Origin of the sequence: Saccharothrix xinjiangensis (assembly GCF_039527585.1) — a bacterium.
Classification (GTDB): Bacteria; Actinomycetota; Actinomycetes; order Mycobacteriales; family Pseudonocardiaceae; genus Actinosynnema; species Actinosynnema xinjiangensis.
The window spans coordinates 1,047,137-1,066,709 of sequence record NZ_BAAAKE010000001.1 but is presented as its reverse complement, the minus strand read 5'-3'; the positions used below and the strand labels follow the sequence as shown (position 1 = coordinate 1,066,709).

Here is a 19,573-nt window from a genome sequence, read left to right as displayed (position 1 = left end):
CGCTCACCCGCCCAGGGCGTCCTGCGAGCCGGGGTGCAGCGGCACCGGGGCGGTCTCCGCGGCCTCGTCCCGGGTGATGCCCTTGGCCGCCGGGTGCACCGCCTCCAGGTCGGACTTCTTGTCGAAGATGAGCTTGGTGACGGCGCACGCGTCGCCCTCGGGGAAGTCCGACCGCACCAGCAGCACGTTCGGCACCACGACCGTCGGCACGTCGGCCGGCTGCCCGTAGGTGGCGGCCGGGATGACGCCCCGCTCGTAGACCTCGTTGACCTGCTTCAGCGCGTCGAGCTGCGGGGTGATGTCGATGAACCTCACCTGGTCGCCCAGGGACGTGGTGATGTCGGTGATCTGCGCGGTCGGCAGGCCGCCGCTCCACACCAGGCCGTCGAGGCTGCCGTCCTTCATGCCGTCCGCGGTCTTGGCCAGGTCGAGCCGCTGCGCCTGCACGTCGGCCCCGGGGTCCAGCCCGGCGGCGGTGAGCAGGCGGTTGGCGATGACCTCGGTGCCGGACTTGGGCGACCCGGTGGAGATCCGCTTGCCGCGCATGTCCCCGATCGAGTCGATGCCGGAGTCGGCGCGCACCAGCACCTGCGTGTAGTTCGAGTACAGCCTGGTCAGCGCCTTGACGTCCTGCGGCTTCCCGTCGAACGCGCCCTTGCCCGCGACCGCGTCGGCCGCCGTGTCCGCCAGCGAGAACGCCACGTCGTAGTCGTTCGCGACGAGCTGCTGGACGTTCTGCACGGACGCGCCGGTCTCCGCGGCGGTGGCCTTCAGCTTCGTGTTGTCGCTGATCAGCTTCGCCAGGCCGCCGCCGACGACGTAGTACACGCCGCCGGAGTTGCCGGTGGCGATGGTGATCCGGCCGTCCGACGCCTCGCAGGCGGCGGCGCCGCCCGACGGCGACGAGGCGTCGGGGGTCCGCTTCCCGCCGCACCCGGCGGCGACCAGCCCGACCGCGAGCCCGCCCGCGGCGACCTTCAGCGCCCAGCTATGCATGCTGCTGCTCCCTCTTCGATGTCTTGCGCAGGACGACGTGCACCACCACCGCGGCCACCAGGAACCCGAGGCCGACGGCGATGGTCACCGGTTGCAGGTAGAGCAGGGCCGCGGCGGCGGGCGCGCACAGCACCCGCTCGGGCCACCGGGCCGGGCCGAGGAGCCACCCGCCGGTGAGCACGGCCAGCGCGGCCACGCCGAGCGCCGACACCGCGAACACCCACAGGGCGTCGACGAGCGACGTGCGCAGCAGCAGGCCGGCGCCGTTGTCGGTCAGCACGAACGCCAGCGGCACGAGGAACGCGGGCAGCGTGTACTTCCACGTCCGCCACATCGTCCTCATCACGTCGCCGCCGGTGATCGCGGCCGCGGCGACGGCGGCCAGCGCGGTCGGCGGCGTCACCTCCGACAGCACCGCGTAGTAGAAGATGAACATGGCCGCCTCCTCGGGCGCCACGCCCAGCTGGACCAGCGCGGGCCCGATCACGACCCAGGCGATGATGAACGAGGCGGTGACCGGCACCGCGAGCCCGAGCACGCCCACCGCGACCGCCGCCAGCACCGCCGTGACGACCAGGACCGCGGTCGGGTCCGACGAGATCGCCCGCGCCACGTCCACCAGCTCCGACGCCAGCACCTGGCCGAGGCCCGTCTTGGTGATGGTCGAGGTGATCACGCCCGCCGCCGCGCACACCGCGACCACCGGCAGCGCCGAGCGGGCGCCGGCGGACAGCGAGTCGAGCACGTCCCGCGCCCACCCGCGCACGTCGCCCCGCCGCGCGACCAGGGCGAACAGCGCGGCGACGCCGGTGGCGTAGACGACGGCCGAGTAGACCGGGATGTCCAGCGCGAGGAACACCACGATCACCGCGAGCGACAGGAAGTGGTAGCCGCCGCGCTTGAGCACCGCCCACGCGCCGGGCACGTCGACGTCGACGGGCTTCGCGCCGAACCGGCGGGCGTCGACCTCCACGGCCAGCGCGATGCCCAGGTAGTACAGCAGGGTCGGCAGGATCGCCCAGACCAGCACCTGGAGGTAGGAGGTCTCCAGGTACTCGGCGATGATGAACGCCGCCGCGCCCATGGTCGGCGGCGACAGGATCGCCCCGATGCCCGACGCGGCGAGCAGCCCGCCCGCGCTCTCCCGGGGGTAGCCGGCCTTCTTCAGCATCGGCCACGTCACCGCGCCCAGCGACACCGCGGTGGCGGTGCCGGAGCCGGACACGGTGCCGAGCAGGAACCCGGCGGTGGCGGTCGTGCGGCCGGGCGCGGTGCGGGACCCGCGGAACGCGGCGAAGCTGATGTCCACGAAGAACGCGCCCGCGCCGGAGGCGTTGAGCACCGCGCCGTAGATGGTGAACAGCACGATGTAGGTGGCGGCCACGTCCAGCGGCGTCCCGTAGAACCCGGTGGCGTCGTTGTAGAAGCCGTTGATGACCTGGCTGAAGTCGACGCCGGCGTGCGAGATCGACCAGGACGGGGGCAGGTAGCCGCCGTAGTAGGCGAACGCGATGAACGCCGCGCACACCACCGGCAGCACCCAGCCGGTGGTCCGCCGGCACGCCTCCAGCACCAGCACCAGCAGCACGGACCCCGCGACGACGTCCACGGTGGTCAGCTGCCCCTGCCGGTCCAGGAACGCGTCGAACCCGCCGAACAGCGGGTAGGCGCCCACGGCGAACGCGGCGGCGGCCAGCACCCGGTCGAGCCGGCCGGGGTCGTCGGTCCCGCCCCACCGCCCGCGCGGCCGGTAGCAGAGGAACACCAGCGGCAGCGTCACCGCCAGGAACACCACCAGGTAGAACTGGCCGCCCTGGGCGAACGGCCAGAACACCTGCTTGAGCACCAGCAGCGAGACGGCGAGCCCCGCGGCCCACACGCCCAGCTCCCACCGCCGGGACAGCGAGCGCGACGGGCGTTCCTCGTCGTGCTCGGCCAGCACCCCGTCGACGTCGGTGGTCTCTCCGGTTCGCGTCTTGGTCGACACGCGCACCCCTTCGTGTCGCGCTTGATCAGGCGCTCACGAAGCTACTTGTGTCGCCGGTCACAGCCATAGACCGACCGTCTAAAGGAACTGTAAAGACGCCTCACACGATCCGGTTGTCGACGTAGCACCAGCGCCAGTCCTCGCCCGGTTCGAACGAGCGCATGACCGGGTGGCCGCCGACGTGGAAGTGCGCGCTGGCGTGGCGGCGCGGGCTGGAGTCGCAGCACGCCACGTGGCCGCACGACAGGCAGACGCGCAGGTGCGCCCAGTTGTGCTCGCCCGCGGCGAGGCAGTCGGCGCACCCGTCGGGGCTGTCGGGTTCGACCGAAGCGGGCAGCTGTTCGACGTGGGAGCAGGTCATGCCGCCCATCATCACGCAAGATTGCGGCATGCACGGACCGGAACTGCTGCTGTTGCTCGTCGGCTCGCTGCTGGTGACCGCGGTCGCCAGGCGGCTCGGCTGGTCGGCCCCGCTGGTGCTGGTCGGCGCCGGCCTGGCGGTGTCGTTCCTCCCCGGCCTGCCGGCGTTCGCCCTGGAACCGGAGCTGATCCTGGTCCTGGTGCTGCCGCCGCTGCTGTACTCGGCGGCCCTGGACAGCTCGTACCACAACATCCGGGCCAACCTGCGGCCGATCGGGCTGCTCGCGGTGGGCCTGGTGCTGGCGACCACGGTCGCGACCGGCTGGGTGGCGCACCTCGTGCTGCCGGAGCTGCCGCTCTGGTCGGCGATGGTGCTGGGCGCGGTGATCGCGCCGCCGGACGCGGTGGCGGCGGCGGCGGTCGGGCGGCGGCTGAACCTGCCGCGCCGCACGATGACCCTGCTCACCGGCGAGAGCCTGATCAACGACGCGACCGCGCTGACCGCGTACAAGGTCGCCGTGGCCGCCGCGGCGGGCGCCACGGCCAGCTGGGCGGGCGGCGCGGGCACGTTCGCGGTCAGCGCGGGCGGCGGCGTGGTGGTCGGCCTGGCGGCCGGCGTGGGCGTGCGGTGGGCGCGGACCCGGCTGGCCGACGGCGTGCTGGAGAGCTCGCTGGGGATGCTCGTGCCGTTCGGCACGTACCTGTTCGCCGAGGAGCTGCACTCGTCCGGCGTGCTGGCGGTGGTGGTGGCCGGGCTCTACATCGGGCACCACGCGCCCAGCACCTCGTACTACACGCGCCTCCAGGACACGGCGGTGTGGCGGTCGGTGGACGTGATCCTGGAGTCGTTCGTGTTCGCCCTGATCGGGTTGCAGCTCAAGACGGTCGTGGACGCCGTGGACCTCACGCCGGGGCTGGCGTGGGCGTCGGGCGCGGTGCTGCTGGCGACGATCCTGGTGCGGTTCGCGTGGATGTACCCGGCGGCCTACCTGCCCCGGTGGCTGTTCCGGCGGATCCGCGAGCGGGAGGAGGCGCCGGGCTGGCGCGGCGTCACGGTCATCTCGTGGGCGGGGATGCGGGGCGTGGTGTCGCTGGCCGCCGCGGCGGCGCTGCCGCTGGACCTGCCCGGCCGGGACGTGATCGTGTTCTGCGCGTTCGTGGTCACCGTGGGCACGCTGCTGATCCAGGGCATGACGTTGCCGCTGGTGATCCGCAAGCTGGGGCACCGCGGCGACGAGGAGCGGACCGACGCGCTGGCCGAGGCCCAGGTGCAGCACGCCGCCGCGGAGGCCGCCGTGCGGCGGCTCGACCAGGAGGTGGGCTCCGGCGGCGACGCGCCCGAGCACGTCGTGCACCGGCTGCGGCTGCTGGCCGAGCACCGCGGCAACGCGGCGTGGGAGCGGCTGGGGCGGCAGGAGGACGAGTCGCCGGCCGGCGCGTTCCGGCGGTTGCGGCGCACCATGCTCGACGCCGAGCGGGAGGTGTTCGTGGAGGCGCGGGACGCGGGCCGCATCGACGACGAGGTGCTGGCGCGGGTGCTGCGCGAACTGGACCTGGAGGAAGCCGCCCTGGCGAGGGAGTGACGTTAGTTCACCACGACGTGGCCCGCACTTCACCCTACGGTGATTCGGATGTCGCGGTGCGCGACGAGGCTGCCGCGCGTCTGGAACCTTGACAGGAGGTCGGCGATGGTGCGGACGAGGATCGTCGGGGCGGCGCTCGCCGCCGTGGCGGTGGCCGGGTTGGCGGTGGCGCTCCCGTGGGGCGCGGCGAGCGGCGACGACCGCGTGGCGCACGCCCGCAAGGGACCGCTGGTGATCGGCCACCGCGGCGCGTCGGGGTACCGGCCCGAGCACACGCTGGCCGCGTACGAGCTGGCCGCGCGCATGGGCGCGGACTACGTCGAGCCCGACCTGGTCGTCACTAAGGACGGCAAGCTGGTCGCGCGGCACGAGAACGAGATCGGCGGCACCACCGACGTGGCGTCGCGGCCGGAGTTCGCCGCCCGCAGGACCACGAAGGTCATCGACGGCGCGCCGCTGACCGGCTGGTTCACCGAGGACTTCACGCTGGCCGAGCTGAAGACGCTGCGCGCGGTCGAGCGCATCCCGGACGTCCGGGCCCGCAACACCCTCTACAACGGCCGGTTCGAGGTGCCGACGTTCGAGGAGGTCGTCGACCTCTCGCGGCGGCTGTCCCGCGAGCTGGGGCGCGAGATCGGGATCTACCCGGAGACCAAGCACCCCACGTACTTCCAGGAGATCGGCCTGCCCCTGGAGCCGCGGCTGGTCGACGCGCTCAACCGCAAGGGCCTCAACCGGCACGGCGCCCGGGTGTACGTGCAGTCGTTCGAGGTGGCGAACCTGAAGTGGCTCAAGTCGCGGCTGCGCGTGCCGCTGGTGCAGCTGGTCAGCGCCTCGGGCGCGCCGTACGACTTCGTCAAGGCCGGTGACCGGCGCACCTACCGCGACCTGGTCACGCCGGACGGCCTGCGCGAGATCCGCACCTACGCGTCGGGCGTCGGCGTGGAGAAGCCGCTGATCATCCCCCGCGACGCGGCGGGCAACCTCCAGCAGCCCACCACGCTGGTCCGCGACGCCCACGTGCGCGGCCTGACCGTGCACTCGTGGACGTTCCGCAACGAGAACGCGTTCCTGCCGGCCGACCTCCGCACCTCCACCGACCCGGCCGCCTACGGCCGGGCGCTCGACGAGTACGCGAAGTTCTACGCCACCGGCCTGGACGGCGTGTTCTCCGACAACCCGGACACCGCCGTGGAAGCCCGCCGGGGCTGACGGTCCTCCCGGGAGGGGGTCCGGCCAGTCCTGGCCGGACCCCCTCAGACGGTCCGGGGGCCCGGGGCGAAGCCGGGCCCCCGGACCCGCTCAGGAACCCTCGACCGCCACCGCCCCGCGCGCCACCGGCACCTCGACCTCCGCGCCCGGCGCCCGCAGCAGCCCCCGGCGCGCCAGGATCGGCCGCACGCCCTCGCCGAACCAGAACGCCTCCTCCAGGTGCGGGTAGCCGGACAGGACGAACTCCTCCACGCCCAGCGCGTGGTACTCCTCGACCAGGTCCGCCACCTCCTCGTGGCTGCCGACCAGCGCCGTGCCCGCGCCGCCGCGCACCAGGCCGATGCCGGCCCACAGGCCGGGGTGCACCTCCAGCCCCCGCACGCCCTTCGACAGGTCGCCGCCGTGCAGGGCGACCATGCGCTGCTGCCCCACCGACTGCGACGCCCGCAGCTGCTCCTGCGCCCGCGCCACCTGGGCCGGGTCGAGGGCGCCCAGCAGCTTCTCCGCCTCCCGCCACGCCTCGGCCGAGGTGTCGCGGCTGATGGTGTGCAGCCGGATGCCGAAGCGGATCGGGCGGTCGCCCGCCAGCTCCCGCACCCGGCCGATCTTCTCGGCCACCTGCGCCGGGGGTTCGCCCCACGTCAGGTAGACGTCCGCGCGCCTGGCCGCGACCGGCAGCGCCGCGTCCGACGAGCCGCCGAAGTAGATCGGCGGCACCGGGTCCGGCGCGCCCATCAGGGTGGCGCCCTCCACCCGGTAGTGGTCACCGGCGAAGTCGACCGGCCTCCCGGACCACACGGCCCGCACGACGTGCAGGAACTCGTCGGTCCGCGCGTACCGCTGGTCGTGGTCGAGCCAGTCGCCGAACCGGCGCTGCTCGACCTCGTCGCCGCCGGTGACCACGTTGAGCAGCAGCCTGCCCCGGGAGATCCGCTGGTAGGTGGCCGCCATCTGGGCGGCGAGGGTCGGCGAGATCACGCCAGGCCGGAACGCGACGAGGAACTTCAGCGTCGTGGTCCGGGCGATCAGCGCCGCCGTGGTCAGCCACGCGTCCTCGCACCACGTGCCGGTCGGCGTGAGCACGCCCTCGAAGCCGTTGCGCTCGGCGGCCTGCGCGACCTGCGCCAGGTAGTCGATGTCGGGGTCGCGGGCGGCGGACGCGCCGAGCGAGCGGTTGGCGTGGAAGCGCTCCACCACCGTCCGGCCGTCGCCCGAGGTGGGCAGGAACCAGTGCAGCACGGCGCTCATGACAGCTCTCCCTGGAAGCGGGTGTCCACGAAGTCCTCGAACTCCACCTTGCCGGGCAGCGCGCCGTCCGCGGTGAACGCGTCGGCGAGCTCCTGCTCGGAGGCGACCACGGCGCCGTCGAGCGGCACCGGCAGGTCGCCGCCGCGCTCGACGGCCTCGCGCGCCACCTCGACCTTCAGCCCGGTCTCGGCGGCCCACGTCCTCGCCCACTCGTCGCGGTGCTCGTCGGCCCACCGCTGGGCCTGCGCGTACCGCTTCACGTACTCCTTGATCGCGGCTTCCTTGCCGGGGTCGGCCAGCGCCGCGCGCCCGGCCACCTGGAAGGTGTAGCCGTTGGACTTGCCGCGCCCGTCGGTGAGCACGCGCGCGTCCGCCTCCAGCTGCGCCTGGGCGGTGTAGGGGTCCCACACGGCCCACGCGTCGACGCGCTTCTGCGTGAACGCCGAGTAGGCGTCGGAGGGCTGGAGGAAGTTCAGCGTCACGTCCTTCGTGGTCAGCCCCTCGCTCGCGAGGGTCAGCAGGACCTGGCCGTGCGCGGAGCTGCCCTTGGCCACGGCGATGCTCTTGCCCCTGAGGTCCGGCACGGACTTCAGGGGCGAGTCGGCGGGCACCAGGAGCGCGTCGCCCTCCACGCTGCCCCGCGCCGAGTAGACGGCCGCGATCTTGGCGTTGGCGGCGGCGGCGAAGATCGGCGGGGTGTTGCCGACCGCGCCGAGGTCGATCGCGCCCGCGGACGCGGCCTCCAGCAGCGGCGGGCCGGACGTGAAGGTCGACCACTCGATCTCGTGGGGGAAGTCGTCGAGCAGCCCGGCGGCGGTGAGCAGCGCCTTCGCGCCGCCCTTCTGGTCGCCCACCCTGAGCACGACCTCCCCGTCCGACGACGTGCCGGCGTCACCACCGCACCCGGTCAGCACCAGTGCCGCGGCGGTCAGGGCGCTAAGCAGCTTCCGCATCGTTCACCCCCAGGTCGGAGAGGATTTCCAGGCGCTGGTCCACGAAGGAGGCGCGGCGCCGCGGTCGCGGCAGGTCGACGCGGTGCTCGGCCACGATCCGGCCCCGGTCGAGCACGACGACGCGGTCGGCCAGCAGCAGGGCCTCGTCCACGTCGTGCGTCACGAACAGCACGGCGGGCCGGTGCTCGCGCCACAGCTGCTCCACCAGCCGGTGCATCGCGGAGCGGGTCAGCGCGTCCAGCGCGCCGAACGGCTCGTCGAGCAGCAGCAGCTCGGGTTCGCGCACCAGCGCCCGCGCCAGCGACACGCGCTGCGCCTCGCCGCCGGACAGGGTCAGCGGCCACGCGTCGGCGTGGTCGGCCAGCCGCACCTCGGCCAGCGCCTTCTCCGCGACCTCCCGGCCGTTGACGTCACGCAGCCCCAGCGAGATGTTGCGCCACACCTTCCGCCACGGCAGCAGCCGCGGCTGCTGGAACGCGACGGACACCTTGGCGGGCACCGAGAACTCGCCGCCGACGGCCGGGTCGAGCCCCGCCAGGACCCGCAGCAGCGTGGACTTCCCGCAGCCGCTGCGCCCGAGCAGCGCCACGAACTCTCCGGGCGCGACCTCCAGGTCCAGGCCGTCCAGCACGCGCCGGGGCCCGAACTCCTTCACCAACCCCCGGATGCTCACCGCCTTCGACTTCACCGCCGTCGACTTCACCGCGCCCGCCATCGCAGCACCTTCTTCTCCAGCGCGCGCACCAGCGCGTCCGTGGTCAGCCCGAGCAGCGCGTAGACCAGCAGGCCCACCACGACGATGTCGGTGCGCAGGAACTCCCGCGCGTTGTTGATCAGGTAGCCGATGCCCGCGTCCGCGTTGACCTGCTCGCCGACGATCAGCGACAGCCACGCCGTGCCCAGCGCGATCCGCAGGCCCACCAGCGTCTGCGGCACGGCGGACGGCAGCACGACGTGCGCGACCCGCTCGAACCGGGTGTAGCCGAGCACGCGGGCGGCGTCGAGCAGCGCCGGGTCGGTCTGCCGGATGCCCGCGTGCAGGTTCAGGTACAGCGGGAACGCCACGCCCGCCGCGACCAGCGCCAGCTTGGGTTCCTCGCCGATGCCGAACCACAGGATGAACAGCGGGATCAGGCCCAGGTGCGGCAGCGTGCGCAGCATCTGCACCGGTGGGTCGAGCAGCCGCTCGCCCCACCGGGACAGGCCGGACACCAGGCCCAGCGCGGAACCGATGACCGCGCCGATGGCGAACCCGATCGCGACCCGGCCGAGCGAGACGAGGAACGCGTCCACCAGTTGGCCGTCGAGGACCAGTTCCCAAGCGGTGCCGAAGACGGTCAGCGGGGAGGCGAGCTTGTCCTCCGGCAGCACGCCGGCGCTGCTCGCGACCTGCCACAGCACGACCAGCCCGATCGGGCTCAGCCAGCGGCGGAGGTCGGGCAGCCTTTTCTTCTTGGTGACGGGCGCTCGCGCGGGTGGGGATATTCCTGGGCGCGCGACTACACCCGCAGTGGAAACCGACACGGATTTCTCCCAGCGGACCGGAAACACGGACTATCGGCGCTGATCAGCGGGTCCGAGTTTTCGTCGGTGGGAGGGAGAAGTCAACGCGTCCCGAATTGTGAAAGTGCCTCCGACCCCGATTGCTTCGGAGTCGGAGGCACTGGCGGGAAATTGTTCAGCCGGCGAGCATGTCGTGCCGCACGATCGTCTGGTCGCGCCCCGGGCCGACGCCGATCGCGGACATCCGGGCGCCGGAGATCCCCTCCAGGTGCTCGACGTAGGCGCGGGCGTTGGCGGGCAGCTCCTCGAACGCGCGGCAGTGGCTGATGTCCTCGAACCAGCCCGGCAGCTCCTCGTACACCGGCACGGCGTGGTGCACGTCGGTCTGCGTCATCGGCATCTCGTCGACCCGCGTGCCGTCGATGGTGTAGCCCACGCAGACCGGCACCTTCTCCAGGCCGGACAGCACGTCCAGCTTGGTGAGGAAGTAGTCGGTGATGCCGTTGACGCGGGCCGCGTAGCGGGCGATCACCGCGTCGAACCAGCCGGTGCGCCGCGAGCGGCCCGTGGTGACGCCGAACTCGCCGCCGGTCTTGCGCAGGAGCTCGCCCATGTCGTCGTTCAGCTCGGTCGGGAACGGCCCGGAGCCCACGCGCGTGGTGTAGGCCTTGAGGATGCCGATGACCGTGGTGATCTTCGTCGGCCCGATGCCCGAGCCCGCCGACGCGCCGCCCGAGGTCGGGTTGGACGAGGTGACGAACGGGTAGGTGCCGTGGTCCACGTCGAGCAGCGTGCCCTGCGAGCCCTCCAGCAGCACGGTCTCGCCGCGGTCCAGCGCCTGGTTGAGCAGCAGCCGGGTGTCGGCGATCCGGTCGGAGAACTTCGAGCCGTGCTCCAGCACGCTGTCCACGACCTGGCCGGGGTCGAGCGCCTTGCGGTTGTAGACCTTGACCAGCACCTGGTTCTTGAAGTCCAGCGCGGCCTCGACCTTCTGCCGCAGGATCTTCTCGTCGAGCAGGTCCTGGGCGCGCACGCCGACGCGGGCGATCTTGTCCTGGTAGCAGGGCCCGATGCCGCGGCCGGTGGTGCCGATCTTCGCCTTGCCCAGGTAGCGCTCGGTGACCTTATCGATGGCCACGTGGTAGGGCATGATCAGGTGCGCGTCGGCGGAGATGATCAGCCGGCTGGTGTCCACGCCCTGCTCGTCCAGCCCCGCCACCTCTTCGAGCAGCACGCCGGGGTCGACCACGACGCCGTTGCCGATGACGCTGGTGACGCCCGGCGTGAGGATGCCGGACGGGATGAGGTGCAGGGCGAACTTCTGCCCGTCGGGCAGCACCACGGTGTGACCGGCGTTGTTGCCGCCCTGGTAGCGGACGACCCACTGGACTCGGTCGCCGAGCAGGTCGGTCGCCTTGCCCTTGCCCTCATCGCCCCACTGGGCGCCGATCAGCACTACGGCCGGCATGTGAAACTCCAAGGTCGAACGGACGGTGTTGGCAAGAGCGAATGCCGGTGGTCGAGCGTAGCCGAGGAGATGAAGGTGCGCGGAATCGTGTTGGCCTGCGGAAACACGCAGTCGCCGGTGGTCACCGACGGTGACCGGTTCGAGGTTCGCCCGGTCGGGTCGAGGCCCGGCAAGGACGAGGTCGACCCGGTGGTCGCCGAACTGGGTGACCGCCGTCTCGTCGTGCACGGCACGGACGCCGACCTGAACGCCGTGGCGCTGCGGCTGATGCGCGCCGAGCGGCTCGCCGAGGTGCCCGTCGGCTACGTGCCGGTGGACCGGGGCTCGGCGGTGGCCGAGTTGTGGGGCCTGCCGACCGATCCGGGCCGCGCGCTCGACCTCGCCCTGTCGGGCGACGCCGACCGGGTGTCGCTGGTGCGCAACGACGTGGGCGGCGTGCTCGTCGGCCGGGGCTCGCTGGGGCCGGTGCGCGGCGTCGGCTACGGCGACGACACGGTGGTGCTGCGCGGCCAGGCGAGCCGGATCGAGGTGACGCCGGACCCGGGCGGCGGGCCCGGCCTGCTCGTGCACGTGATCACCAAGCGGCTGCTCGGGCGCCGCGTGACCACGACGCCGGCGCGCGCGTTCCAGCTGGGCTGCCTGCCGGTGGAGGTGACCTCGGACGGCGTGCCGCACCCGCGCCCGATGGGCAAGTGGACCTGGTACCGCCACACGGAGGACCTGCGCCTGGTCCGCGGGGTGCAGTGACGGAGGAGTTTCCCCTTCCGACACAGGAGTGTCACCCGGAAGCGTTGTGGCGGAAGGAGAATCGCACCAGGGTAGGTTCCGACAGCTTCCAACTAGGAAGGTCGGAATTATGTCAACGGTTAACAAGACCGCGCGATTCTCGACTGCCTCCCTGCTCCTGGCTGGTGCGCTGACCCTGAGCCTGGCCACCCCCGCCCTGGCGACCCCGCCGGGCATCCCGGGCACCAGCACCGCCCAGGCGGAGCTGAACGCGCTCACCGTGGCCGCCGAGGGGTCCTCCTCCGGTTACTCCCGGGACAAGTTCCCGCACTGGAGCACCGTCTCGGGCGCCTGCAACACCCGGGAGCAGGTGCTCAAGCGCGACGGCACGAACGTGGTCACCGACTCGTCCTGCGCCGCCACGTCCGGCCGCTGGTTCAGCCCGTACGACGGCGCGACCTGGAGCGCCGCGTCCGACGTGGACATCGACCACGTCGTGCCGCTGGCCGAGGCGTGGCGCTCGGGCGCGTCGGGCTGGACCACGTCGCGCCGCGAGCAGTTCGCCAACGACCTGGCCGGGCCGCAGCTGATCGCGGTCACCGACAACGTCAACCAGGCCAAGGGCGACCAGGACCCCGCCCTGTGGAAGCCTCCGACGACCTCCTACTGGTGCACCTACGCCAAGATGTGGACGCGCACCAAGCACCGCTGGGGTTTGACGGTGAACTCCGCGGAGAAGTCCGCTCTCCAGAGCATGCTCGGAAGGTGCTGATGACCGATGGCTGACCGCTCCTCCCCCTTCGTGGCCGGACCAGGCGGCGTGATGACCGACGAGGTCGGCGTGGTGACCGGCGACCTTGAGCTGCGCACCACCCTGGACGACGGGGTGCTGCGCGCGCTGGTGCGCTACGAGGGCGCGGAGGAGTGGTACGCCGTCACCGGCGCCTCGTGCCGGCTGGCCGACCCGCGCGACCACGACGCCGTGCACGAGGTGCTGCTCGGCGTGCTCAACCGGCCGGAGGGCTGACCTCGTCGTCGCCGCCCCCGCGCGTCAGGGGCGGCAACGACTCCGCCGCCTCGGCCCGCGACAGGCCGGTGGCCTGGAGCAGGTCCACGGCCACCGACCGCACCTGCGCCAGCACCACCCGGGTCGAGAAGCCCTCGCCGCCCAGCTGCCGCGTGGTCGCCCGCGCCGCCTCGCACACCGCGGTCCGCGCCCGCTTCGGCTCCTCGCCGCGCCCCAGCTCGGTGCGCAGCAGGTCCACCGCCGCCGCGTACTCCCGCAGCACGCCGGGCAGCACCTCCGGCGCCCGCTCGCCGTCGCGCAGGGCCGCCAGCGCCCGCCGGGCCAGCACGCGCGTGTTGCGCAGCGCGTAGTCCAGCGGCACGGCGGCCGTCTCGTAGCGGCCCAGGTCGTGCCTGCTGCGCCAGCGGATCGGCGCGATGGCGGCGATCTCGCCGCCGGTCTTGAGCGCCGACCTGAACTCGTCCACCGCCTCCTGGCTGTCCCGCAGCCGCGCCAGCACGCCGGCCGCCTGCGAGGCGTCCCGCTCGGCGACGGCCGTGGCCACGCCGCGCAGCGCGGCGGCCAGCTCGCCGAACACCACCCTCGCCTGCCGGTGCGCCACGGTCAGCGGGTTCGCGGGCAGCAGCGCCGTCACCGCGAGCCCGACCAGGCCGCCGACCAGCGCGTCGACCATGCGGTCCAGCCCGCCGCCCGCGCTGGGCGGCAGCAGGGTCGCCACCAGCACGGCCGACGACCCGGCCTGGAGGGCGATCACCGCGCCGCCGTCGAGCAGCACCGCCGAGGACATCGCCAGCGCCACCACCAGCGCGATCTGCCACGGCCCCGAGCCGATGAGGGAGATCAGCACGTCGCCGACGCCGATGCCGACCGCGACGCCGACGACCAGCTCGACCACGCGCCGCAGCCGCTGCCCGAGCGACACGCCCAGGCAGACGACCGCGGCGATGGGGGCGAAGAACGGGTGCGCGTGCCCGACCACCTCGGTGGCGACCAGCCACGACAGCCCGGCGGCGAGCCCGGCCTGCGCGATCGGCAGGGCCGTGCTCCGCCACCGCTGGAGCCTGCGCGCCACCTCGGCGCGCACCTCGACCACGAGCGTCAGCTCAGGCCGAGCGCGGCGGGCGCGGAGGGGTCGCTGTCGGCGAGGAACTGCCGGCAGCGCTCGTGCTCCTCGGTCTCGCCGATCTCGTCGGCGGCGCGGGCCAGCGCGGCCAGCGCGCGCAGGAAGCCCTGGTTGGGGCGGTGCGACCACGGCACCGGGCCGTGCCCGCGCCAGCCCGAGCGGCGCAGCTGGTCCAGCCCGCGGTGGTAGCCGGCGCGCGCGTAGGCGTACCCCGCGACCGGGTCGCCCGCCTGCAACGCGCGCTCGGCGAGCAGCGCCCACGCCTCGCTGAAGTCGGGGTAGGCGCGAACGATCTTGGCGGGGTCGGTGCCCGCCTCGGCCGCGGCTTGCGCCTCGGGCCGGTCGGGCAGCAACGTGGGTTCGGGACCGCCGAACAGGTTCTCCATGCGGTCAGGATAGGAAGACCGACGCGGCGGCAGCGACCAGCGCCAGCACCATCGCCGACACGACGACGCCTGCCACGACCTTCTTGCCCATCTGCTTCGCTCCCGGTGCTCTCGGCGGACTTCCAGGTCACGCACCCTGCCGCCTGCGGGCACTCGGAGCAACGCCCGTCACCCCCTTGGGGCGGCAACAGTGAGATATCTCCTGGTCACTGCTCGTGCCCCTAAGGGGTAGTGGTGAAAAACCGGGGGACAACACCCTTCCGGTGGCCCGGACCGCACCCCATCATGGGCAGGTGAAGACGGGGGTTGTCGACCGGGTCGCGCGCTACCGCGACCTCTACTGGGAACGCGGCGAACCGGGTCGGGGCACGCCCGCCGACCTGTCCGCGGCGCTGTACCGGCTGTGGCTGCTCGGCCTGCTGCTCAAGCTGCTCGGCTCGTCCTGGGACGTGGCCTGGCACTTCAAGTGGCTGCGGGACGAGCTGGCCCCACCGCACATGATCAACACGTTGGGCACGGCGCTCGTGGTCGGGCTGACGCTCTTCCACACCTACACCGGCTACGGCGCGGACAAGAAGGCCCTGCGCCTGATGCAGTGGGGCACCGGCGTGTTCCTGGTGGCGCTGCCGATCGACCTGATCAACCACCGGATCAACGGCCTGGACATCACGTCGTGGAGCGGCTCGCACGCCCTGCTCTACCTGGGCACGGCGATCATGCTCGCGGGCGCGATCAGGGGGTGGCGGCAGCACTACCCGGCGGGCCGCTGGAAGGTCCCGGGCCTGGCCGCACTGTGGTTCTTCTTCCTGGAGAACGCCTGGTTCCCCAACCAGCACCAGGAGTACGGGGTGCTGGAGATCGCCTCGTGGGACCGCGGCGAGCCGTACGCCGAGCCGATCCTGCTCCAGTTCGCCGCGGACCAGATCGGCCGCCCGGTCGACCGCCAGGCCGTGGTGCAGTTCTCGCTGCCCATCGCGGACTGGGTGTACCCGGTGTGGGGCCTCGTGGCGGCCGCCCTGGTGCTCGTCCTGGCCCGCCGCACCCTCGACCGGCGCTGGGCCGCGACCGCCGTGGCGGGCGGCTACGTCGCCTACCGCTGCCTGATCTGGCCGCTGCTCGCGGGCGCGGACTTCCCGGTGTCGACCGTGCCGCTGTTCCTGCTGCTCATCGGCCTGGCCGTGGACGTCGCCCACCTGGGCCGGGTGCCCGCGCCGCTCGCCGCCGTGCTCGGCGCGGCCGCCGTCACCGGCCTCGGCTACGGCGGGATCTGGGCGCAGCAGTCCCTCGACGCGGCGCCGCCGATCTCCTACCCGTCGGCCGTCGCGGCGTTCCTGGTCCTGGCCGCGCTGTGGGTGGCCGCCGACCGCCTGGCGGTGAGGAGAACCCCCCGGGAACCACGGGTGACCGCCTGATTCCCCCGCTCGGCGCTCCCCCCGAGGATCGGCGGTGACACCGAAGCCCCCAGGGGGAGGAGCACCCGATGCGCCGAGCCGCGTCCCTGACCGCCGCGCTGGTGGCCGCCGCGCTGGCGACCACCACGGCCACCGCCGCGCGAGCCGCGCCCGCCGGCCTCCACGACGAGGTCGGGCGGGCGCTGGCCGCGGGCATCCCGGGCGTCGTCGTCCGCGTGGACGACGGCCGCCGGGTGACCGAGCTGGTCCGGCAGGCCGGCTGGACCCGTGCCGACCACCACCTGCGCGCCGGCGACGAGTTCCGGATGGCCTCCAACACCAAGACGGTCACCGCGACGCTCGCCCTCCAGCTCGACGCCGAGGGCGTGCTCGACCTCGACGCCCCGGTCGAGCGGTGGCTGCCCGGCGGCGTGCCGAACGGCGGCGCCATCACCACGCGGATGCTGCTCAACCAGACCAGCGGCCTGTTCGACTACCTGGACGACGTCCGCGCGCTGCCCCTGCTGACCGGCCGGACCACCGACCCGTGGGCGCCGGCCGACCTGCTGGCCGTGGCGTTCGACCACCCGCCGCTGTTCGCGCCGGGCGAGCGCTGGGACTACAGCAACACCAACTACACCCTCGCCGGCCTGGTCCTGGAGAGCGCGACCGGCCGGTCCTACGAGAGCCTCGTCGTGGACCGGATCACCCGGCCGCTGGGCCTGCGCGACACCTACCTGCCCCGCGACGCGCGCTTCGCGGGCCGGCACGCCCACGGCTACGAGCCGGACCCCGAGCACCTGGCGCCGCTGTTCCCGCCGGGCGCGCCCATCGGCGAGGGCTTCGCCGGGCCGCGCCGCCACGACCACGTGGACGTCACGGGCATCGACCTGCACCCGGCGTGGGCGGCGGGCGGCCTGGTGTCCACCGCGCGCGACTGGCAGCGCTTCCTGGGCGCGCTGATGTCCGGCCGCCTGCTCCCGGCCGGCCACCTCGCCGAGCTGCGCGACTCCGTGCCCCGGGGCAACGGCGACGGCTACGGCCTGGGCGTCATGGAGGTCCACTCGCCGTGCGGGGTCGCCTGGGGCCACTCCGGCGGCTTCCCCGGCTACCGCAGCCACCACTACACCGACCCGACCGGCGCCCGCGCGGTCACCGTGCTGCTGACCACCACCTACGACCTGGCGCGCCCCGAGGCCGCCGCGGCCCAGCGGGCCCTGGTGGACGCGGCCCTCTGCCGCATGTACGGCCGGTAGCGCGAAGGCCCCCTCCGGGGAACACCCGGAGAGGGCCTTCGACGTGCCGCGGTGTCAGCCGGCGATCATGCGGCCGGACGACTTCAGGTGCTCGCACGCCTGGGCGATGCGGGCGGCCATGCCCTGCTCGGCGGCCTTGAGGTAGGACCGCGGGTCGTAGGCCTTCTTGTTGCCGACCTCGCCGTCCACCTTCAGCACGCCGTCGTAGTTCTGGAAGAAGTGACCCACGATCGGACGGGTGAACGCGTACTGCGTGTCCGTGTCGATGTTCATCTTGATGACGCCGTAGGTCAGCGCCTCGTGGATCTCCTCCAGCAGCGAGCCGGAGCCGCCGTGGAAGACCAGGTCGAACGGCTTCGAGCCGGCGGGCAGGCCCAGCTTCTCGGCCACCACGTCCTGGCCCTGCTTGAGGATCTCGGGGCGCAGCTTCACGTTGCCCGGCTTGTAGACGCCGTGCACGTTGCCGAAGGTCGCCGCCACCAGGTAGCGGCCCTTCTCGCCGGCGCCCAGCGCGTCCACCGTCTTCAGGTAGTCCTCGGGCGAGGTGTAGAGCTTCTCGTTGATCTCGTGCGCGACGCCGTCCTCCTCGCCGCCGACGACGCCGACCTCGATCTCCAGGATGATCTTCGCCTTGGCGGTGAGGTCGAGCAGCTCCGAGGCGATCTTCAGGTTCTCGTCCAGCGGCACGGCCGAGCCGTCCCACATGTGCGACTGGAACAGCGGGTTGCGACCCTGGTCCACCCGCTCCTGGCTGATCGCGACCAGCGGGCGGACGTAGCCGTCCAGCTTGTCCTTGGGGCAGTGGTCGGTGTGCAGCGCGATGTTCACCGGGTACTTCTCGGCGACCACGTGCGCGAACTCGGCGAGCGCGACCGCGCCGGTCACCATGTCCTTGACCTTGGTGCCGGAGGCGAACTCCGCACCGCCGGTCGAGACCTGGATGATCCCGTCGCTCTCTGCCTCCGCGAAGCCGCGCAGCGCCGCGTTGAGGGTCTCGGACGAGGTGACGTTGATCGCGGGGTAGGCGAACTCGTTCACCTTGGCGCGGTCAAGCATCTCGGCGTAGACCTCGGGGGTTGCGATGGGCATCGGTGGTCCTCCTCGGGTGCCCGGAACGCGGTGTCGGCAGCATCCTACGGCTACCCCCTGCGGCAGAAGTTGATCACCGGCATAGTGGGGTCCATGGCGACCGCACGGTGGAACGGCGAGGTCATCGCCGAGAGCGACGAAACCCGGATCGTGGAGGGGAACCACTACTTCCCCGCGCAATCCGTTCACGCGCAGTACTTGAGGCCGTCGGAGACGACGACGGTCTGCCCGTGGAAGGGCACGGCGAACTACTACACCCTCCACGTGGACGGGGCGGAGAACCCCGACGCCGCGTGGTACTACGCGGAGCCCAAGGAGGCCGCGGCCGAGATCAAGGGCCACATCGCCTTCTGGCGCGGCGTCGAGGTCTCCGACTAGGCCAGGGCCGCCGCCAGCTCCCGGTGCGCGGCCCGCACGTCACCGGCGCCGACCACCTGCACCGCCACGTGGTCGGCGCCCGCCTCGTGGTGCTCGCGCAGCCGCCGCGTGACCCGTTCGAGCGAACCCCAGGCCACCAGGGCGTCGACCAGCCGGTCGCTGCCGCCGCCCGCCAGGTCGTCCTCGGTGAACCCGTGCCGCAGCCAGTTCCGGGTGTAGTTGGGCAGCCGCAGGTAGAACGCCAGCGCCTGCCGGCCCAGCTCGCGGGCCCGCGCCGGGTCCTCCTCCAGCACCACGTGCTGCTCGGGCGCCAGCACCACGCCGCGCCCCACGACCTCGCGCGCCTCGGCCGTGTACTCGGGCGTCACCAGGTAGGGGTGGGCGACGCTGGTCCGCGCCGCCGCCAGCCGCAGCACGCGCGGCCCCAGGGCCGCCAGCGCCAGCCGGTCCCGCGGCACGTCCAGCTCGTCCAGGTAGTGCAGCAGCTTCCGGTACGGGCTGTGGTAAACCTCACCCACGGTCTCCCGGTGCCCGGCCCCGATGCCGACCAGGAACCGGTCCGTCCAGGCCAGGGCCCGGTAGCCGTCGTTGACCTCGCCGGCGGGCGTGGTCCACACGTTCAGGATCCCGGTCGCCACCGCGATCTTCTCGGTCGCGTCCAGCAGGTCGCCGACGGTCCCGATCACGGACCCGTCCGGCGAACCACCGAGCCACAGCGCCCCGTAACCGAGTTCTTCCAGCTCAGCGGCGTCCTCGCCCCGGCCGACCCACTGGTCCGCCGGGCCCCACACGCCGTACCGCCCCAACTCCACAGCCATTTCGCCTCCCGTCGAAGCAACGACGCGGCCACACGTTTTAGTCCTGCCTGCTCCGATCGGCGCCCACCG

20 protein-coding genes are annotated in these 19,573 nt (G+C 72.9%); 8 read left to right on the top strand and 12 right to left on the bottom strand.

All coding sequences use genetic code 11. The features are described 5' to 3' along the window. Positions 1–3 precede the first annotated feature (3 nt). From ABD223_RS05060 to ABD223_RS05050, 3 genes are all read right to left on the bottom strand, one after another. Positions 4–996, bottom strand: coding sequence for a TAXI family TRAP transporter solute-binding subunit (locus ABD223_RS05060; protein ID WP_344034652.1), 993 nt, complete (start codon positions 994–996; stop codon positions 4–6). Next, the gene (locus ABD223_RS05055) at positions 989–2,983 is read right to left on the bottom strand and encodes a TRAP transporter permease (protein WP_344034651.1); all 1,995 of its coding nucleotides are present in this window, start codon (positions 2,981–2,983) and stop codon (positions 989–991) included. Before ABD223_RS05055 ends, ABD223_RS05060 begins: the two co-directional genes overlap by 8 nt. Before the next feature lie 100 nt (positions 2,984–3,083). Next, positions 3,084–3,344: a UBP-type zinc finger domain-containing protein gene (locus ABD223_RS05050; protein WP_344034650.1), complete on the bottom strand. Its 261-nt coding sequence runs from the start codon at positions 3,342–3,344 to the stop codon at positions 3,084–3,086. Between the two features lie 28 nt (positions 3,345–3,372). Here ABD223_RS05050 and ABD223_RS05045 point away from each other — a divergent pair, with 28 nt between their 5' ends. After that, positions 3,373–4,926 carry a Na+/H+ antiporter gene (locus tag ABD223_RS05045; protein WP_344034649.1) on the top strand — a complete coding sequence of 518 codons (1,554 nt, stop codon included), beginning with the start codon at positions 3,373–3,375 and terminating at the stop codon, positions 4,924–4,926. Positions 4,927–5,031: 105 nt separating this feature from the next. Continuing rightward, positions 5,032–6,138 carry a glycerophosphodiester phosphodiesterase gene (locus tag ABD223_RS05040; protein ID WP_344034648.1) on the top strand — a complete coding sequence of 369 codons (1,107 nt, stop codon included), beginning with the start codon at positions 5,032–5,034 and terminating at the stop codon, positions 6,136–6,138. Between the two features lie 90 nt (positions 6,139–6,228). Here the strand turns inward: ABD223_RS05040 and ABD223_RS05035 are convergent, their stop codons facing one another. From ABD223_RS05035 to ABD223_RS05015, 5 genes are all read right to left on the bottom strand, one after another. Then, positions 6,229–7,386: an LLM class flavin-dependent oxidoreductase gene (locus ABD223_RS05035; RefSeq protein WP_344034647.1), complete on the bottom strand. Its 1,158-nt coding sequence runs from the start codon at positions 7,384–7,386 to the stop codon at positions 6,229–6,231. Then, positions 7,383–8,339, bottom strand: coding sequence for an ABC transporter substrate-binding protein (locus ABD223_RS05030; RefSeq protein WP_344034646.1), 957 nt, complete (start codon positions 8,337–8,339; stop codon positions 7,383–7,385). Before ABD223_RS05030 ends, ABD223_RS05035 begins: the two co-directional genes overlap by 4 nt. Further along, a complete protein-coding gene (locus ABD223_RS05025) occupies positions 8,323–9,054 on the bottom strand; it encodes an ABC transporter ATP-binding protein (protein WP_344034645.1) in 732 nt (243 codons plus the stop codon). Before ABD223_RS05025 ends, ABD223_RS05030 begins: the two co-directional genes overlap by 17 nt. Next, a complete protein-coding gene (locus ABD223_RS05020) occupies positions 9,039–9,863 on the bottom strand; it encodes an ABC transporter permease (RefSeq protein ID WP_344034644.1) in 825 nt (274 codons plus the stop codon). The genes ABD223_RS05025 and ABD223_RS05020 overlap by 16 nt, the downstream gene beginning before the upstream one ends. 154 nt (positions 9,864–10,017) lie before the next feature. Then, the gene (locus tag ABD223_RS05015; protein ID WP_344034643.1) at positions 10,018–11,310 is read right to left on the bottom strand and encodes an adenylosuccinate synthase; all 1,293 of its coding nucleotides are present in this window, start codon (positions 11,308–11,310) and stop codon (positions 10,018–10,020) included. Between the two features lie 69 nt (positions 11,311–11,379). Here ABD223_RS05015 and ABD223_RS05010 point away from each other — a divergent pair, with 69 nt between their 5' ends. The 3 genes from ABD223_RS05010 to ABD223_RS05000 all read left to right on the top strand — a co-directional run bounded on the left by ABD223_RS05010 (position 11,380) and on the right by ABD223_RS05000 (position 13,063). Further along, the gene (locus ABD223_RS05010) at positions 11,380–12,057 is read left to right on the top strand and encodes a diacylglycerol kinase catalytic domain-containing protein (RefSeq protein WP_380647405.1); all 678 of its coding nucleotides are present in this window, start codon (positions 11,380–11,382) and stop codon (positions 12,055–12,057) included. Between the two features lie 109 nt (positions 12,058–12,166). Continuing rightward, positions 12,167–12,808 (top strand): HNH endonuclease family protein, encoded by a 642-nt coding sequence (locus ABD223_RS05005; RefSeq protein WP_344034641.1) that lies wholly within the window; start codon positions 12,167–12,169, stop codon positions 12,806–12,808. 6 nt (positions 12,809–12,814) lie between these two features. Further along, positions 12,815–13,063: a hypothetical protein gene (locus tag ABD223_RS05000; protein WP_344034640.1), complete on the top strand. Its 249-nt coding sequence runs from the start codon at positions 12,815–12,817 to the stop codon at positions 13,061–13,063. Here ABD223_RS05000 and ABD223_RS04995 read toward each other — a convergent pair. Beyond that, positions 13,044–14,156: an FUSC family protein gene (locus tag ABD223_RS04995; protein ID WP_344034639.1), complete on the bottom strand. Its 1,113-nt coding sequence runs from the start codon at positions 14,154–14,156 to the stop codon at positions 13,044–13,046. The two genes, ABD223_RS05000 and ABD223_RS04995, sit on opposite strands and share 20 nt — an antisense overlap. 5 nt (positions 14,157–14,161) lie before the next feature. After that, the gene (locus tag ABD223_RS04990) at positions 14,162–14,572 is read right to left on the bottom strand and encodes a DUF3151 domain-containing protein (RefSeq protein ID WP_344034638.1); all 411 of its coding nucleotides are present in this window, start codon (positions 14,570–14,572) and stop codon (positions 14,162–14,164) included. A gap of 293 nt (positions 14,573–14,865) precedes the next feature. Here ABD223_RS04990 and ABD223_RS04985 point away from each other — a divergent pair, with 293 nt between their 5' ends. After that, positions 14,866–15,984 carry a hypothetical protein gene (locus ABD223_RS04985; RefSeq protein WP_344034637.1) on the top strand — a complete coding sequence of 373 codons (1,119 nt, stop codon included), beginning with the start codon at positions 14,866–14,868 and terminating at the stop codon, positions 15,982–15,984. A gap of 68 nt (positions 15,985–16,052) precedes the next feature. Continuing rightward, on the top strand, positions 16,053–17,219 hold the full coding sequence (locus ABD223_RS04980; protein WP_344034636.1) for a serine hydrolase domain-containing protein: 1,167 nt from the start codon (positions 16,053–16,055) through the stop codon (positions 17,217–17,219). 54 nt (positions 17,220–17,273) lie between these two features. On the opposite strand, the gene fbaA is transcribed toward ABD223_RS04980, so the two are convergent. After that, positions 17,274–18,308, bottom strand: coding sequence for a class II fructose-bisphosphate aldolase (gene fbaA / locus ABD223_RS04975; RefSeq protein ID WP_344034635.1), 1,035 nt, complete (start codon positions 18,306–18,308; stop codon positions 17,274–17,276). 93 nt (positions 18,309–18,401) lie between these two features. Between fbaA and ABD223_RS04970 the strand changes: the two genes are divergently transcribed. Beyond that, on the top strand, positions 18,402–18,686 hold the full coding sequence (locus tag ABD223_RS04970) for a DUF427 domain-containing protein (protein WP_344034634.1): 285 nt from the start codon (positions 18,402–18,404) through the stop codon (positions 18,684–18,686). Here the strand turns inward: ABD223_RS04970 and ABD223_RS04965 are convergent. After that, positions 18,683–19,504, bottom strand: coding sequence for an LLM class F420-dependent oxidoreductase (locus tag ABD223_RS04965; protein ID WP_344034633.1), 822 nt, complete (start codon positions 19,502–19,504; stop codon positions 18,683–18,685). The two genes, ABD223_RS04970 and ABD223_RS04965, sit on opposite strands and share 4 nt — an antisense overlap. Positions 19,505–19,573 lie beyond the last annotated feature (69 nt).

Excerpts from the sequence above, each read along its gene's own strand:
- fbaA (WP_344034635.1), bottom strand. The coding sequence starts at position 18,308 with ATGCCCATCGCAACCCCCGAGGTCTACGCCGAGATGCTTGACCGCGCC.
- ABD223_RS05005 (WP_344034641.1), top strand. The coding sequence starts at position 12,167 with ATGTCAACGGTTAACAAGACCGCGCGATTCTCGACTGCCTCCCTGCTC.
- ABD223_RS05015 (WP_344034643.1), bottom strand. The coding sequence starts at position 11,310 with ATGCCGGCCGTAGTGCTGATCGGCGCCCAGTGGGGCGATGAGGGCAAG.
- ABD223_RS05000 (WP_344034640.1), top strand. The coding sequence starts at position 12,815 with ATGGCTGACCGCTCCTCCCCCTTCGTGGCCGGACCAGGCGGCGTGATG.
- ABD223_RS04965 (WP_344034633.1), bottom strand. The coding sequence starts at position 19,504 with ATGGCTGTGGAGTTGGGGCGGTACGGCGTGTGGGGCCCGGCGGACCAG.
- ABD223_RS05030 (WP_344034646.1), bottom strand. The coding sequence starts at position 8,339 with ATGCGGAAGCTGCTTAGCGCCCTGACCGCCGCGGCACTGGTGCTGACC.
- ABD223_RS05060 (WP_344034652.1), bottom strand. The coding sequence starts at position 996 with ATGCATAGCTGGGCGCTGAAGGTCGCCGCGGGCGGGCTCGCGGTCGGG.
- ABD223_RS05045 (WP_344034649.1), top strand. The coding sequence starts at position 3,373 with ATGCACGGACCGGAACTGCTGCTGTTGCTCGTCGGCTCGCTGCTGGTG.
- ABD223_RS04970 (WP_344034634.1), top strand. The coding sequence starts at position 18,402 with ATGGCGACCGCACGGTGGAACGGCGAGGTCATCGCCGAGAGCGACGAA.
- ABD223_RS04990 (WP_344034638.1), bottom strand. The coding sequence starts at position 14,572 with ATGGAGAACCTGTTCGGCGGTCCCGAACCCACGTTGCTGCCCGACCGG.
- ABD223_RS05025 (WP_344034645.1), bottom strand. The coding sequence starts at position 9,054 with ATGGCGGGCGCGGTGAAGTCGACGGCGGTGAAGTCGAAGGCGGTGAGC.
- ABD223_RS05050 (WP_344034650.1), bottom strand. The coding sequence starts at position 3,344 with ATGACCTGCTCCCACGTCGAACAGCTGCCCGCTTCGGTCGAACCCGAC.
- ABD223_RS05010 (WP_380647405.1), top strand. The coding sequence starts at position 11,380 with ATGAAGGTGCGCGGAATCGTGTTGGCCTGCGGAAACACGCAGTCGCCG.
- ABD223_RS04980 (WP_344034636.1), top strand. The coding sequence starts at position 16,053 with ATGCGCCGAGCCGCGTCCCTGACCGCCGCGCTGGTGGCCGCCGCGCTG.
- ABD223_RS05035 (WP_344034647.1), bottom strand. The coding sequence starts at position 7,386 with ATGAGCGCCGTGCTGCACTGGTTCCTGCCCACCTCGGGCGACGGCCGG.
- ABD223_RS05040 (WP_344034648.1), top strand. The coding sequence starts at position 5,032 with ATGGTGCGGACGAGGATCGTCGGGGCGGCGCTCGCCGCCGTGGCGGTG.